13 protein-coding genes, 2 rRNA genes and 1 riboswitch (1 of these 16 only partly in view) are annotated in these 13,433 nt (G+C 45.3%); of the genes, 11 read left to right on the top strand and 4 right to left on the bottom strand.

The features are described 5' to 3' along the window. Positions 1 to 395: 395 nt before the first annotated feature. The 5 genes from GA520_RS21755 (at position 396) to GA520_RS21735 (ending at position 4,402) form a co-directional block, all read left to right on the top strand. A complete protein-coding gene (locus GA520_RS21755) occupies positions 396 to 1,226 on the top strand; it encodes an RHS repeat-associated core domain-containing protein (RefSeq protein WP_304511260.1) in 831 nt (276 codons plus the stop codon). Between the two features lie 41 nt (positions 1,227 to 1,267). Further along, positions 1,268 to 1,633, top strand: coding sequence for a hypothetical protein (locus tag GA520_RS21750; RefSeq protein ID WP_163341216.1), 366 nt, complete (start codon positions 1,268 to 1,270; stop codon positions 1,631 to 1,633). 299 nt (positions 1,634 to 1,932) lie between these two features. After that, positions 1,933 to 2,700 (top strand): DUF3750 domain-containing protein, encoded by a 768-nt coding sequence (locus GA520_RS21745; RefSeq protein ID WP_163341240.1) that lies wholly within the window; start codon positions 1,933 to 1,935, stop codon positions 2,698 to 2,700. 326 nt (positions 2,701 to 3,026) lie between these two features. Continuing rightward, complete coding sequence (locus GA520_RS21740; protein ID WP_163341234.1) at positions 3,027 to 3,335, top strand: transposase; 309 nt, start codon at positions 3,027 to 3,029, stop codon at positions 3,333 to 3,335. 11 nt (positions 3,336 to 3,346) lie between these two features. Then, the gene (locus tag GA520_RS21735; protein WP_240910286.1) at positions 3,347 to 4,402 is read left to right on the top strand and encodes an IS3 family transposase; all 1,056 of its coding nucleotides are present in this window, start codon (positions 3,347 to 3,349) and stop codon (positions 4,400 to 4,402) included. Positions 4,403 to 5,118: 716 nt separating this feature from the next. On the opposite strand, the gene GA520_RS21730 is transcribed toward GA520_RS21735, so the two are convergent. Together GA520_RS21730 and GA520_RS27300 are read right to left on the bottom strand one after the other, a co-directional pair. Beyond that, a complete protein-coding gene (locus GA520_RS21730; RefSeq protein ID WP_163341113.1) occupies positions 5,119 to 5,562 on the bottom strand; it encodes a site-specific integrase in 444 nt (147 codons plus the stop codon). Positions 5,563 to 5,662: 100 nt separating this feature from the next. Next, positions 5,663 to 5,890, bottom strand: coding sequence for a hypothetical protein (locus GA520_RS27300; protein WP_370362814.1), 228 nt, complete (start codon positions 5,888 to 5,890; stop codon positions 5,663 to 5,665). Positions 5,891 to 6,195: 305 nt separating this feature from the next. Further along, positions 6,196 to 6,270, top strand: a riboswitch (cyclic di-GMP riboswitch). A gap of 91 nt (positions 6,271 to 6,361) precedes the next feature. On the opposite strand from GA520_RS27300, the gene GA520_RS21725 reads away from it, so the two are divergent. From GA520_RS21725 to GA520_RS21700, 6 genes are all read left to right on the top strand, one after another. Continuing rightward, positions 6,362 to 7,135: an L-2-amino-thiazoline-4-carboxylic acid hydrolase gene (locus tag GA520_RS21725; RefSeq protein ID WP_163341116.1), complete on the top strand. Its 774-nt coding sequence runs from the start codon at positions 6,362 to 6,364 to the stop codon at positions 7,133 to 7,135. A gap of 287 nt (positions 7,136 to 7,422) precedes the next feature. Then, on the top strand, positions 7,423 to 8,154 hold the full coding sequence (locus GA520_RS21720; RefSeq protein WP_304511259.1) for an isoprenylcysteine carboxylmethyltransferase family protein: 732 nt from the start codon (positions 7,423 to 7,425) through the stop codon (positions 8,152 to 8,154). Between the two features lie 229 nt (positions 8,155 to 8,383). Then, positions 8,384 to 8,899 carry a hypothetical protein gene (locus tag GA520_RS21715; RefSeq protein WP_163341121.1) on the top strand — a complete coding sequence of 172 codons (516 nt, stop codon included), beginning with the start codon at positions 8,384 to 8,386 and terminating at the stop codon, positions 8,897 to 8,899. A gap of 45 nt (positions 8,900 to 8,944) precedes the next feature. Next, positions 8,945 to 9,805, top strand: coding sequence for a methyltransferase domain-containing protein (locus tag GA520_RS21710; protein WP_163341123.1), 861 nt, complete (start codon positions 8,945 to 8,947; stop codon positions 9,803 to 9,805). A 124-nt stretch (positions 9,806 to 9,929) separates the two neighbouring features. After that, positions 9,930 to 10,871, top strand: a complete 942-nt coding sequence (locus GA520_RS21705; protein ID WP_304511258.1) for a hypothetical protein — start codon at positions 9,930 to 9,932, stop codon at positions 10,869 to 10,871. A 15-nt stretch (positions 10,872 to 10,886) separates the two neighbouring features. Beyond that, positions 10,887 to 11,585, top strand: coding sequence for a sulfatase-like hydrolase/transferase (locus GA520_RS21700; RefSeq protein WP_163341126.1), 699 nt, complete (start codon positions 10,887 to 10,889; stop codon positions 11,583 to 11,585). Positions 11,586 to 12,154: 569 nt separating this feature from the next. Here the strand turns inward: GA520_RS21700 and rrf are convergent. Both rrf and GA520_RS21690 read right to left on the bottom strand, forming a co-directional pair. Then, a 5S ribosomal RNA gene (gene rrf, locus GA520_RS21695) occupies positions 12,155 to 12,271 on the bottom strand. 121 nt (positions 12,272 to 12,392) lie between these two features. Continuing rightward, a 23S ribosomal RNA gene (locus tag GA520_RS21690) occupies positions 12,393 to 13,433 on the bottom strand (it continues 1,967 nt past the right edge of the window).

Here is a 13,433-nt window from a genome sequence, read left to right as displayed (position 1 = left end):
GTGTGGGAACTGACTCTATTTTTTTGTAAATGCCCCCATAGTTGTTACGCACCAAACGCTTATCGTAATTTTTGCCGAATTAGCCATAGCAAGATTTCCAGTGTTTTGGACATTTTTCCCACGTTCCCATCGTAATTGTTGCAGGTTTTTGACGTTTCTGGCAAAACCATCCATTCCCATCCTCTCAACATGCTAATATGACACAGTTAATACAACATTCTTTGGGTGTATTTTTCGCTTCGCTCAAAAAAAATTGGGTTTTTCAAGGCATGGGACAGCTCCACAATATCATCGTAAAATGACGAAAATAGGGGAGTAGCCATATAGACCATTCCCCTCTCTGTCGATATTGCATAACCGTCCACCCGCCATCCCTTCGCAAAGTTATGTAGGTGGTGACCGTAAACAAGAACAATAAGATAACGGCCTATTATCGTGCAAATGGTCGTATCGTCACGCAGCAGCAGTATAATGTCTCCCAGGGTAACAACAACCGGTACCAGAATCGTCCTGACGGTAGGCAGCTGTATTATGCCTATGATGGACTTGGGAGTGTGGCAGCTCTCAGCAACCATCAGGGTAAACTGAAGACCAGGTATCAGTACGATGCCTTTGGTGAGGTTCTGGCCGGAGATCTGTCTGATAATCCGTATGCTTTTACCGGGCAGCGGTTAGATCCGGAGAGTAATCTGTATCATTTCCACTTCAGGAAATATGATGCTGGAGTTGGGGTTTGGACAACTACTGATCCGATTGGAGTAAATGGTGGGATTAATCTCTATAAATATGTAGAAAATAACCCGGTTAACCAAAAAGATTTACTGGGATTAAAGGTTACTAATAATAGCTCTAGTCCTGTATACGTAAAGCCTGAAACGACATCTGAATCTACAAAAGTAGAACCAAATGGAGGAGTGTATGATGATGCTATTGATGGCATCTGTGCAGAGGGTGAAAAGGGAAAATGGGAGGTTACCAAAACATTTGGTCCATTCGGGCGAGGCGATATTACAGTAGATGATGGCGGAGTAGACTTATACGGACCGGACTTTCTGAATGAGATGGGTCCAGGCGGCAAGAAAGATGAAGAGTTTTTAGAAGAGCGACATAAAGACACTCCTCCCGATTATGGATGGGACAACTTGTTCGAAAGTTGTTCAGGACTCAATGAAGCAAATGAATCTACCTCTACACCTGATGAGCCGACTGGTGAAGTTGTGCTATAAGGACAACCCTTTGCTTTTCGAATTTTAAGTAGGTCTATTCCATGATAAAGCGTAAGCATTACTACAGCATATTGTTTGCTATCGTAACCATTGCCTTGATTGGGTACGCTCTTTTGGGCTTTGAAACATACTGTTGGTGGAATCCCACAATTGATACACAGTTTTCTCCTGGTTATGATGAAAGTAAATTCTCTTCTATTGAACCTGGTATGTCAGAGGAATACATAATAGAACTACTCGGTGAGCCTTTTACCAAGAATGTCCTAGAAGATGAAGGTGCTGAGGATTGGTATTTCTCTAATGATGGGAAAAGCGAATGGGGCGACTGGGCTTGGTTAGTAAGAGTCGTAAGGTTTGATAAAAACTCTAAAGTTATAAAAACTATAGAGTCTGTCAGATATGATTAAAAGCAGATACTTAACTTTTGAACCTGCTCTTCACTGAAGGGCAGCCTCTTTTGATACCATTCACTAGATAACCCCCTCCACTGGTTGCAAAGTAACTAACGGCCTATTATCGTGCAAACGGTCGCATTGTCACGCAGCAGAAATATAACGTCCCCCAGGGTAATAACAGCAGCTACCAAAACCGCCCTGAAGGTCGGCAGCTGTTCTATGCTTATGATGGGCTTGGTAGTGTTGCTGCGCTCACAAACCATCAGGGCAAACTGAAGACTCGCTATCAGTATGATGCTTTTGGTGAGGTATTGGCTGGTGGTCTGAGTGATAACCCTTATGCCTTTACTGGGCAACGGATCGATCCAGAGAGTAATCTGTATCACTTCCATTTTAGGAAATATGATGCTGAAGTGGGTGTTTGGACGACCGCAGATCCAATAGGTTTTTTGGGTGGTATTAATCTGTATCAATATGTAGAAAGCAACCCTGTTAACTCTAAAGATATTTTAGGGCTTGAGTCAGATGGCAACAGTCATTCCGATGATTCTGATACCGGTAATTATGGTGATTCAGCCAACTCTGCAAGTGATGATAGTGAAGGGTTTCACAATATATCTGGGTATATGGGAGAGTTCCCAGGTCAGGACTATTCTCCTGCGATTTCAGACGAATCTCGCGCAAAAGTTTGTTGCAGACCAGTTCCTTTTGTGGGGGTTGTTGGGCCAACTCATTGTTATACTGAAGACCAGCAAAACGGAGTTAAGCGGACGTTTGGACTTATTGGTGATGATCATGGTGGGCCAGCTAGCACTAGTGGGATAGTTCATGAAAACAATCCTTTTGATGCAGGAGGGGTTTGCGGGTCATGGTCATATGAAAATCCCAATAATAATGGCACGGTAAGTCAATGTGTCGAAAACGCCGCCACATCATATCCAAACCCAAGTGAGTACTCTTTCTTTACTGGCCCAAACAGTAACACTTTTGCCAGTACAGTAGCTAAGGCATGTGGTCTGGATAAGCCAAATGCGTGGTCACCTGGCTGGGGACACGATCCAGCCGGTTCTGCAAAATAGGGAGAATTGAATGTTAGCATCCATGAAAACAGCTTACACAGTTACTATCGTTCTAGCATTTTCAATGCTAGGTGGATGTTGCTGGGGACCAAATCAGTGGACATATGATGCCTCACCTCAATTGAAGTGTGGTATGAGCGTTCAAGAAGTTCAAGAAGGAATCAATGAACAAGTGAAGACGTTACACTACTCAGCAAGCTGGAAAACACATCGAGCAGAGAAGAAAGATTCTGTTATTGATTTCGAGTTTGTTAATGTGTATTGGTTCAGCGGGAATTGGAGTTTTCTATTGTTTGAGTTAACATACTCAACCAAAGGAGAACTCAATGAAGAGGAAAAGAAAAAATCGTTCAGGGGAAGAAAAAGTAACCATCTTGAAACGGCACCTTGTTGATCATGTCCCTGTTTCAGATCTGTGTGACGAATACAATCTTCACCCGACCGTCTTTTATAGGTGGCAGAAAGAGTTTTTTGAACACGGTGCCGCCGCTTTTGATCGGAATAAGACAACCGAGAAAAAGCAGGATGAGGCCAAAATTCAAGCTCTGGAGCAAAAACTTCAGCGTAAGAACGAAGTGCTCTCTGAATTGATGGAGGAGCACGTCAAGCTAAAAAAAGATCTTGGGGAGATCTGAAAGGAGCCTGGGTGCCTCACGATACTCGGGACAGTATAATAGATTTCGTGAGGTACTGGTCAGAGGTAACAGGTCTCCCCGCAGTGAAATATATCGGTTGGCTGCAAATTCAATCAAGCAAATATTACAACTGGAAGGACAGGTACGGCAAGGCCAACGAGCACAATGGCCTTATACCACGAGACTTCTGGCTCGAAGCCTGGGAAAGGCAGGCAATAATCGATTATCATCACAAGTTCCCGGCTGAAGGTTATAGACGGCTCACCTTCATGATGCTGGATAACAATATTGTCGCCGTCAGCCCGAGTTCTACCTACCGGGTATTGAGCGGTGCAGGTCTACTGCAGAGGTGGAGTAAGGGCAAGTCGAAGAAGGGTAATGGTTTCACTCAACCCCTTGGGATACATGAGCACTGGCATATTGACATGTCCTACATCAATATCTGTGGGACTTTTTACTACCTGTGCACCATTCTAGATGGGTGCAGCCGATATATCGTCCACTGGGAGTTACGGGAATCGATGACCGAGCAGGACATTGAGATTGTGTTACAAAGAGCCAGGGAACAATTCCCTAAAGAGAAACCAAGGATCATATCGGATAACGGTCCACAGTTTGTCTCAAAAGACTTTAAGGAGTATATCAGGTTTGTTGGGATGACCCATGTTAGAACATCTCCCTATTATCCGCAGAGTAATGGCAAAATAGAGAGATGGCACGGCACCTTGAAAAGGGAATGCATCAGGCCGGGAGTACTGCTGAGCCTTGAAGATGCGAGAAGAGTGGTCGGTGATTATATACATCATTACAACAATGTTCGCCTCAACAGTGCCATTGGATATATTGCTCCGATCGATAAACTAAATGGACGATCCCAGGAAATCTTCCGGGAACGAGATGAGAAGCTTGAATTGGCTCGGCAAGCGAGAAAGAAAAAACGTTCAGGGGGCATCCGGGGAAATAATCCACCCCACCAAGTCCCAATATCCTCTGCCGGGCATTCAGTTGGGGCCCTTTATCGGAATCGGGCCTTGACGGGGTTCCCTGCGGCGGTAGAGGGCAGTTGAAAAGCGTTGAAAGAGAAGAAACAACCAACTAACTCAACGAGGGGGATTCTCCAATTCCAAGAGAAGCATTACAAATGGACAACTTCGTAGCTACAAAATTTCATGGGTGCATGACTGGGATAAAATGGCTTCATTTTCAAGAATCGACATTTGTTCCAAACCGTTTAAGATGCTAGATTGATATCTATAGTCGAACTCAGTAGTATTTGTTTTAAATAACGTCTTTATTCAATCGTAAACTTAGAAAAAGGCTAGAACTGCATGAATAAAGTTCCAGCCTTTTTTGATAGAGGTGAGGATATCGTATCGATTAATTACCTGGTGATCGGGCAGGTGTGACAAGGGCCAACTTCCTATATCTCTGCCCCATCATTTTATGATGAAGATAACAGCGTATAATCTTCCCTGCCTTTCAGTTAAATAGCTGCTCCATTTTAGGGGAAATGGATGAAAGGTAGCACTGTTGTGTCGTGTATTGTAGTTCAAAGATATGTCTAACCTGTGTCAATAGCTGAACCGGATCGTCTTGTAGGTCTTTTTCTGATCAGTAATTTCCAGAAACTGATCATGAATTTATCATTGCCAGGACGAAGGCAAGCAGTTCTATTTACCCCTTCAGCTTAAGATGCTTCCTGTTGCCCTCAACCTGGCAGTATGAATGATTATAGATGGGGAGATTGGTCCTGCTACCGCTCCCCCCATCAATTTTCTCAGGATTAACCATAAAGTGTCTCGATCCACCTGATTGCTTCAGAATCATTCACCTTGCCCAGATACCTCTGTGTTGTCGACAAATCAGCATGTCGCAAAATCACTTTACTGACAATCTCAATAGGAGTACCAGATCTGGAAGCATACGTTGCAGCATATCGCCTGAGATCATGAGGCCGTAATTCAATATCAACGAGCTTGCCTGCTTTCTTGACCATCGACCATGCTGCGACATAAGAAATCTGAAAAATTCTTTCACCCCCATTGAAATTATTGGCTCTCACGTAGTCGTTTAACCTTAGCAATAATTTCCGTGGAACATAAACTTTCTCCCCAACTCGACCGCTTTTGGGGTTCTGGACTGCCAGAGTTCTTATTTGGATATCAGCTGGTTTGAGGTTTAGAACTTCTCCTATTCTCATTCCTCCTCTGGCCATTAGCTCAAGCATAACCCTGTTACGGATGTTCATGGTCCGAAAGATAATCTCATCGATTGTTTCTTTATCTACTATTTGCCACTGAATGGTTTGCGGGCGTTTGAAAATCTTTTTAATAACTGCAGTATTGCAGGGGGGTCATCAGGGCGGGTAATGCGTTGTTGATACTGAAATTGTAGAAAGAAGAAAGAACAGAATAGCGGTTTCTCTTTGTCGCCTGTTTGTTGTTTTTGGTCAGGGATAGAAGAAACGCCATCACCTCTTCTTGTGAGATACTAGCGAGATCACGTTTATCAAACTGTGCAGTAAAACAGGAAAGAACAAACTCGCAGGTCTTAATGGTATTTTTTTTTGGAGTTAGCTCGGTGATACTGCAGATGGAATTCGACTGCTTGTGAAACTTTCATAGTGCATTTCCTGATAGATTGGATTTTAGGTAGAAATTGCCACATTTAATGATACTCCAGATGCAGGGCTTATGACAGGAGGAGGGGGAATAGCCACAGGAATAATGACAACTTGCAATTTTCCTTAAATTCTTAATCTTGCCAATGGGCTTCTTTCTAGAAATTCCACATGTGCTACATAGTGCATTGACACGACACTTCTTCCTAGCATACACTTTAACCAGAAGATGATCTTCAAAAAAGAAAAAGCCAAACCTGCCAGAAGGCAGGGACGGAAAGCTACGGGTCTTTTATAAATAGTCGGGTTGCCTCAAAATAAGGCAGTTCGGCTTTTCTCTTTGTGATGTTTGAGGCAATAATATTGGGATTCTGGTTGTTGATCCTGCTATAAAAAGGTGGACCCGATGTCAAGTCAAATCATAGGCTACTACATCCCATACAAAAAGAAACTGCTAAGGAAATTTGGCACCACCTCTGAGCGAATGCGGGCCTCCGTGGTCGCACGCTACGGCGAGGAGTTCACCAATACGTTGCAAAAAGAGGTCCGTCAGCAATATGATGATCTCATTCCGGAGATCCCCTACATAAGGGGACCACGTGCAAGGATGCTCAACACGTTTTTACTCATTTCCGCTCAGGAACTCGCAGTCTACAGGGCAATGGCCGAACATGGTAAGTCACCTGGTGAGGCATGGGAACTATGCCACAAGGCCCTTCGCTTGAGACTGTCGGAGATCCCTCAATGGAAACGGCGGATAATGCGACAGTTCATGTTCTCTCGCGTTGTGAGGAGGATTATGGCAAAACGATTTCGCAAAAAGCAGAAGACTCGTTTTGGTGACTTTGAGATAGAATATCTAATCGGCGAGGGAGATGACTTCGACTTTGGCGTCAATTACCTTCAGTGCGGGAATTACGAGTTTGTCAAGAGACATGGAGGAGAAGAGTTTGCTCCATATGTCTGTATGTCTGATATTGCGTTGGGTGAGGCCATGGGGTGGGGCCTTAGGCGTACGCAGACGCTCGCCGACGGGTGTCCTCATTGTGATTTCCGATTCAAGGATGGAGCGACAACGCATATCTCCTCAAAAACACTACGAGTTCAAGAGACGATTGTAAGAATACGCAAGAGGGAGGCCGAACAGGGCTCTACAACGACGGTTGAACGTCGCCGCTGAGCTCAAAAACCGCTTTTTGAAACGCTTTCTACACTACCGTCTTGTGAATATGGATACGCTATCAACCCTGTCCGGCAATCCCGCTCATGCAGGTCGCCAACCCTTTACCTATGCACCTTCAGGTCGGTCAGGTCTCAATCAGGAGTAGTGGCTTTTTAACCCGTTTGTAATGAATGTTATGGAGCTATTATGTGTCGCGCCCACCTGATTTTCTGTTGTCAACTTGCCGCGCTAAACGCGGGATTGGCATGATAAATTTATAGGCTGACGATCAAATCAGTTTTATTATGGGAAACGACATGTTAGGGAAAACGGTTAGTGAAAAGGCAGCTCAAAAAGCATCCCTTCGCCAGTGGATCCGTTTATTTTTAGTGTATTTCTCCATACCACTGGTTCTCTTGGTGTGCGGAGCGGATTTCGGTTGGTGGCAGGCGTGGGGCTATTCCCTGCTGGTTGTCGCCACCGGTATAGGGGGGCGCATGTGGGCGGAACGGCGGCATCCAGGGTTGTTGGTCGAACGACAAAATATAGAGAAGATCCAAAGTGCAAAAGCCTGGGACAAAGTGCTTGCGCCGTTGATGGCGCTGAGTGTGAGTTTCCCACTGGTCATTGTGGCCGGGCTGGATCAGCGCTTTGGCTGGTCACCCGTATTTCCGTTGTGGCTCATCGTGCTCGGCTTCCTCTTGATTTCGCTCGGATACGCTTTCGCTGCGTGGGCATTGATAGAGAACCACTTTTTCTCCAGCGTGGTCCGTATTCAGCTGGATCGAGGGCATGTGGTTTGCGACAGTGGCCCCTATCGGGTTGTACGACATCCTGGCGATGCTGGAAGTATATTGGCACTCCCAGGTATGGTGTTGGCGTTAAACTCGATGTGGACACTTATTCCGGCGGCGGTGGCGCTAATCATCGCGGTGATTAGAACGGTGCTGGAAGACCAGACTCTACAGGAAGAGTTGCCGGGCTATCGAGACTATGCACGACATATGCGCTTTCGATTGATTCCTGGGATGTACTGAGAGACCTGGGTGGCGGGTGGCCCAGATCAGAGATTGAGTCCAACCGAGGGAATTACGCGCCACCTATCAAAGCGTTATAGTGGACCCAATGCCGCGTCGCTTGTGCTCCTTGTATTGGTCCACTTACCGTCAGCGTTGCAGAAACGAGATTCAGGAAGGTAATGGATGACGGAGATGTACGCAGGGCTGGACGAATAATAAAATGCTCTTACCTATGTAACAGCCAATAATGATGCTACTGGAAAAAATTACACTCACCAACTCGATTGAGATCAACACGACCCCTGAGAAGATCTTCGGCTTCTTCCTTCAGATAGTCGATGATGCAAGCTACCAAGCCTGGCATACAGATGACCATGTAGTGTTTCGTCTGATCAAGGGTAAGTTCTGCCAGCAGGGCTCTGTCGTATATGCCGAAGAGTACATCCACGGAAAACTGCACAAGTTCAAGTTTCTGATCAAAGAGGTCGTGCCGAACAGGAAGATCGAATTCGTGCCCGTCTCCCGTCTCCTTCGAATCTATTTCCCCCGAAATACTTTCCTGATCGAGGCCCGGGATGGATCATGCGTGTTCACTGCGTCATGCGTGCTTCGCGTGGGATGCTTGGTCAAGCTGCTGGCGAGAAACAGGCTTGAGCAAGGGCTTTTAAGCATAAGGAAGCATATGAAGGAAGAGGGGGAGAACATGAAGCGGATTCTTGAGAAGAGGGAACTACATAATCACCCAGTCGAGGAGACGTCCTAAGAACCACGATTCACTGCTGTCGTTAGCTTCCGAAAAGGTAGTACGATGGATAACAAAACAGAACTTGATACATGCACATCTACCGACGAAACCGACGAATATCGCTTTGGATATACTCATGAGGAGATCGAACGGCTAAAGTATCAGCATCAGGTCTGGGCCAAAGAAAATCAACGGTTCATTTCCCGAGCTGGATTCAACACAGGTGCAACCCTGGTTGATCTTGGTTGCGGGCCTGGATATACAACCCTTGATCTGGCAGAAATTGTCGGACCGGGGGGGAAAGTTATTGCCGTAGATCGAGATGGAGAACGTTCACTTCCCCTATTGAGGGCGCAAGCGGAGGCCGCAGGTCTTTTAAATATTGAGACAATGGCTGCTCGTCTGGAATCATTTGATCTTCAAGAAGAAAGCGTTGATGGAGTTTACGGTCGATGGGTGCTTATGTATCTTCCCGAGGCAACAGTAAAGCCGCTGATCGATCGTATAGCAAAGTGGCTTCGGCCCGGAGGCGTTTGTGCCCTCACCGAGTTATGCAACTACCGTCATATTCATATTCATCCCAAAAACAAGTATCTACCAGAAATAGCTGGAGCTCTTATTCGAGCCGTTACAGGAGAACGCGGCTGTAACCCGGAGATTGGAAACAATCTTCCCGGATTACTCTTCTCTGCTGGACTAGAGGTCGAGATTAATGTGATCATTAAGGCAGTTAGAGCTACCACACAAGAATGGCTCTGGCCAGATGCCCTATTCCGAAATCATTTACCTTCTCTTGTGGAAGAAGGTTTTCTTGCTCAGAGCGTATTTGACGATTTCCTCGCAGAGTGGGAGGCACGTTCAAAAGAACCAGACACAATTTTTTTCAGTTCGCCAATGATGGAGGTTATAGGGAGACGTTCATAATCAGAATTGAGTCCAAACAGTGATTGTGGGGTTGAGACGGCAGCTACAAAGCATTTACCTCGGAGCGCAACGCCGTTTATACGTTGAGGATGGTTTTCTACTTACGGTTTGATGAGAAACTTCTATGGTAAATTTGACATTGAGAAAGTCTATCGCTCTTGGGGCGATTACTATTCTCCTGCTCATGGAATTTAGCTTTTTCTTCGACTTTTTTTATCCGTTTTGGTTTCTATGGAATCAAGGCAAGCTGATCGAGCTCTCTCTATCACTTATTTTGTTCTTCTGGAGTCTGCTGAGCGCATTTTTACTGTTCTTTAGCGACCGCAGTATTTTTCGAAAAATATCATTACCTTTCTTTCTGTTTTTCTTTCTTTTTAATTATGGTTTTTTCAAGATCGCAAACTCGCCTTTAGATTTCCAGCAAGCAGTCATTATCGTGGAAAATTTTCAATGGTGGTTTTGGGCAGTGATCGAAAATTATGGTTTGGCTGCACTCCCTTTTTTAATAATTCTTTTTCCATTTATTATTTTCATCGAACGGTTACCGGAACTTGTAAAATTCAATATCTCCCCCAAGGCCTATGTTCTTCCAGCAAGCGCAGTGGTACTTATCACTTCTGGCCTGCAATATAGTCATGGTTTTTTTGATCGATATCCCTCGTTTTTCAGGGTTCCGTCAATGCTGGTATTTGCCGCTCTAAGCCCCATTTACGATGGTGAAAGATCTGATGTTACGTACTCAGGTTCTTTAGATCCACAGCTTGAGAAGATTATTCTGATTGTCGATGAAAGTATTCGTGCGGACATTCTGGGAATCAATAAATTCGAAAAAAACACCACACCCTACCTCTGCTCTCTGGAAAGTGGAATCGTGAATTTTGGGTTAGCTGCTTCAGCTTCAAACTGCAGTGATTATTCCAACCTGATCCTTAGGACAGGGTTAAGAAAAGAGGAGATTCCAGACTACAACCAAATGACTTTAAAGAAACCTTCGATTTGGCAATTCACCAGGAAGGCTGGATTTTACAATGTTTATCTGGATGCCCAGAGTGATGAGGAGTGGTAAAACTACCAAAATTTCATGAATGAACATGAAGTTTCTTTCGTAGATGAGATCATTAGAGTTCGACAGAAAACTGTTTATGAAAGTGATGAAGTTGCTCGTGACAAATTAATTGATCTTCTCAAGCAGCCCGATAAAACCTTTATCATGTTTAATAAATACGGAATTCATTTTCCCTATTTCAGGAGCTATCCCGAAGAGCATAATTTGTTCACTCCGGCGCTTAAGCAGGGCGAACCGATGAATGACAGGGAAAAAGCTCTTAATTCTTATATGAATGGAATACGTTGGAGTGTTGATGACTGGTTCAAAAACTTGTTTTCTGAAAGCGGGTCCTTTAAGAGTTTCGTCATTATATACACAAGTGATCATGGGCAAAATATCGTCGACGATGGAACACTTGCCACTCACTGTAGGCCGGGGGGGAATCGATTTGAAGGCATTGTGCCTATGATAATTTTTTCCAATGACGAGGAAATTTTAGAAGAGTTAAAGGTTGTTCAGGAGACCAGCTACGATAAGGCAAATCATTTTCAGATATTTTCGTCACTCCTGAGATTTGCTGGGTACAACAGGTCGTGGGGCCGAACCCATTACGGAGCATCATTAAGCGAGTCACCCGGCACCTTGCCGGAATTTTTTGTAGGAGATCTCCATGGTCGTGGTTCAGTCAGACGATGGGTCTCGATATACCAAACAGAGGCTGAAAGCTATTAGGGACTTTTCAGGAAAATCGCCCAACAAAAACTTCTTGGGGACTGCCGAAGATGTTCTCGTAATATCGCCACATCGAAGTTCGGAAGATCCTACTAAAACCCCTATTTGACCTTCTTACAGTTGCTCTTCAGAAAGAGGACGGCAGGAAATGGATCGCGAATCTTGATTATCGAATCGGCGATGCACAGGAAACACCTTTCGTTGGAGTATAAGCCAACACTGAATATCTTTGTAGTGGCAATATTAAGTTCAATGATAAGTCGCTGACCTTATGTGACCAAAGACAAGGTAATTTGAGCAACAGAGCCTTGTACTTAACATTGCTATGACGAAGGAAAGCAGTTCAGCCTTTCCCTCTAGCTTTAGGTGCTTCCTGAATCATCGTTGAGCATATCGTGCGGTTCGGTCGAAGAGAGGTCGGTCGGTCATGTTGCAATAATAAACAGCAGTATCAAGCATTATGGAAGAAAGTCGCTTACTAAGTTCTAAAAAATTCTTGATTGATAGAGTAGCAAGTCCAAACGCAAAAACCCCGATCAGTCTAAACTGATCGGGGTTTTGTATATATAAATCGGCGGCGACCTACTCTCCCACATAGTTTCCCATGCAGTACCATCGGCGCAGAAGAGCTTAACTTCCGTGTTCGGAATGGGAACGGGTGGAACCTCTTCGCTATGACCGCCGAAAAGAGAAATCGTGCTACTTTTCGGTATATGGGGAAGGGGAGTGGTTTATGACATCCTTCCCTTGGTAAAACAAAGATAATCGAATAGTAGGGTAGTAGTAGTTAGTTTTAATCAAAAAAATGTGGATAAGCCGCACGGCTTATTAGTATCGGTTAGCTCCATGTGTTGCCACACTTCCACACCCGACCTATCAACGTTGTAGTCTACAACGAGCCTTCAGATGACTAATGTCATGGGAAATCTCATCTTAGAGTGGGCTTCCCGCTTAGATGCTTTCAGCGGTTATCCCTGCCGAACTTAGCTACCCAGCAATGCCCCTGGCGGAACAACTGGAACACCATAGGTTCGTCCACCCCGGTCCTCTCGTACTAGGGGAAGATCTCTTCAAATTTCCTGCGCCCGCAACAGATAAGGACCAAACTGTCTCACGACGTTTTAAACCCAGCTCGCGTACCACTTTAATTGGCGAACAGCCAAACCCTTGGGACCTGCTTCAGCCCCAGGATGTGATGAGCCGACATCGAGGTGCCAAACCTCCCCGTCGATATGGACTCTTGGGGGAGATAAGCCTGTTATCCCCGGAGTACCTTTTATCCGTTGAGCGACGACCCTTCCATGCGGAATCGCCGGATCACTAAGACCTACTTTCGTACCTGCTCGAGATGTCTCTCTCGCAGTCAAGCTCCCTTATGCCTTTACACTCTTAGGCTGGTTTCCAATCAGCCGGAGGGAACCATCGCGCGCCTCCGTTACTCTTTAGGAGGCGACCGCCCCAGTCAAACTACCCACCAGACAATGTCCTGGATCCGGATTACGGACCGCAGTTAGATTCCTAAGATAACAAGGGTGGTATTTCAAGGGTGACTCCATCGACACTGGCGTGCCGACTTCAAAGTCTCCCACCTATCCTACACATGTTACCTCAAAAACCAATGCCAAGCTGTAGTAAAGGTTCACGGGGTCTTTCTGTCTTGTTGCGGGTAACCGGCATCTTCACCGGTACTACAGTTTCGCTGAGTCCCTGGTTGAGACAGTGGGGAAATCGTTACGCCATTCGTGCAGGTCGGAACTTACCCGACAAGGAATTTCGCTACCTTAGGACCGTTATAGTTACGGCCGCCGTTTACCGGGGCTTCGGTTCAGTGCTTCGCCTAAGCTAACA

Source organism: Desulfopila sp. IMCC35008, from assembly GCF_010646885.2.
In the GTDB taxonomy this organism is placed as follows: domain Bacteria; phylum Desulfobacterota; class Desulfobulbia; order Desulfobulbales; family Desulfocapsaceae; genus Desulfopila.
Note: the sequence above shows the minus strand (reverse complement) of the source record. Positions and strands in the feature narration are given on the sequence as shown.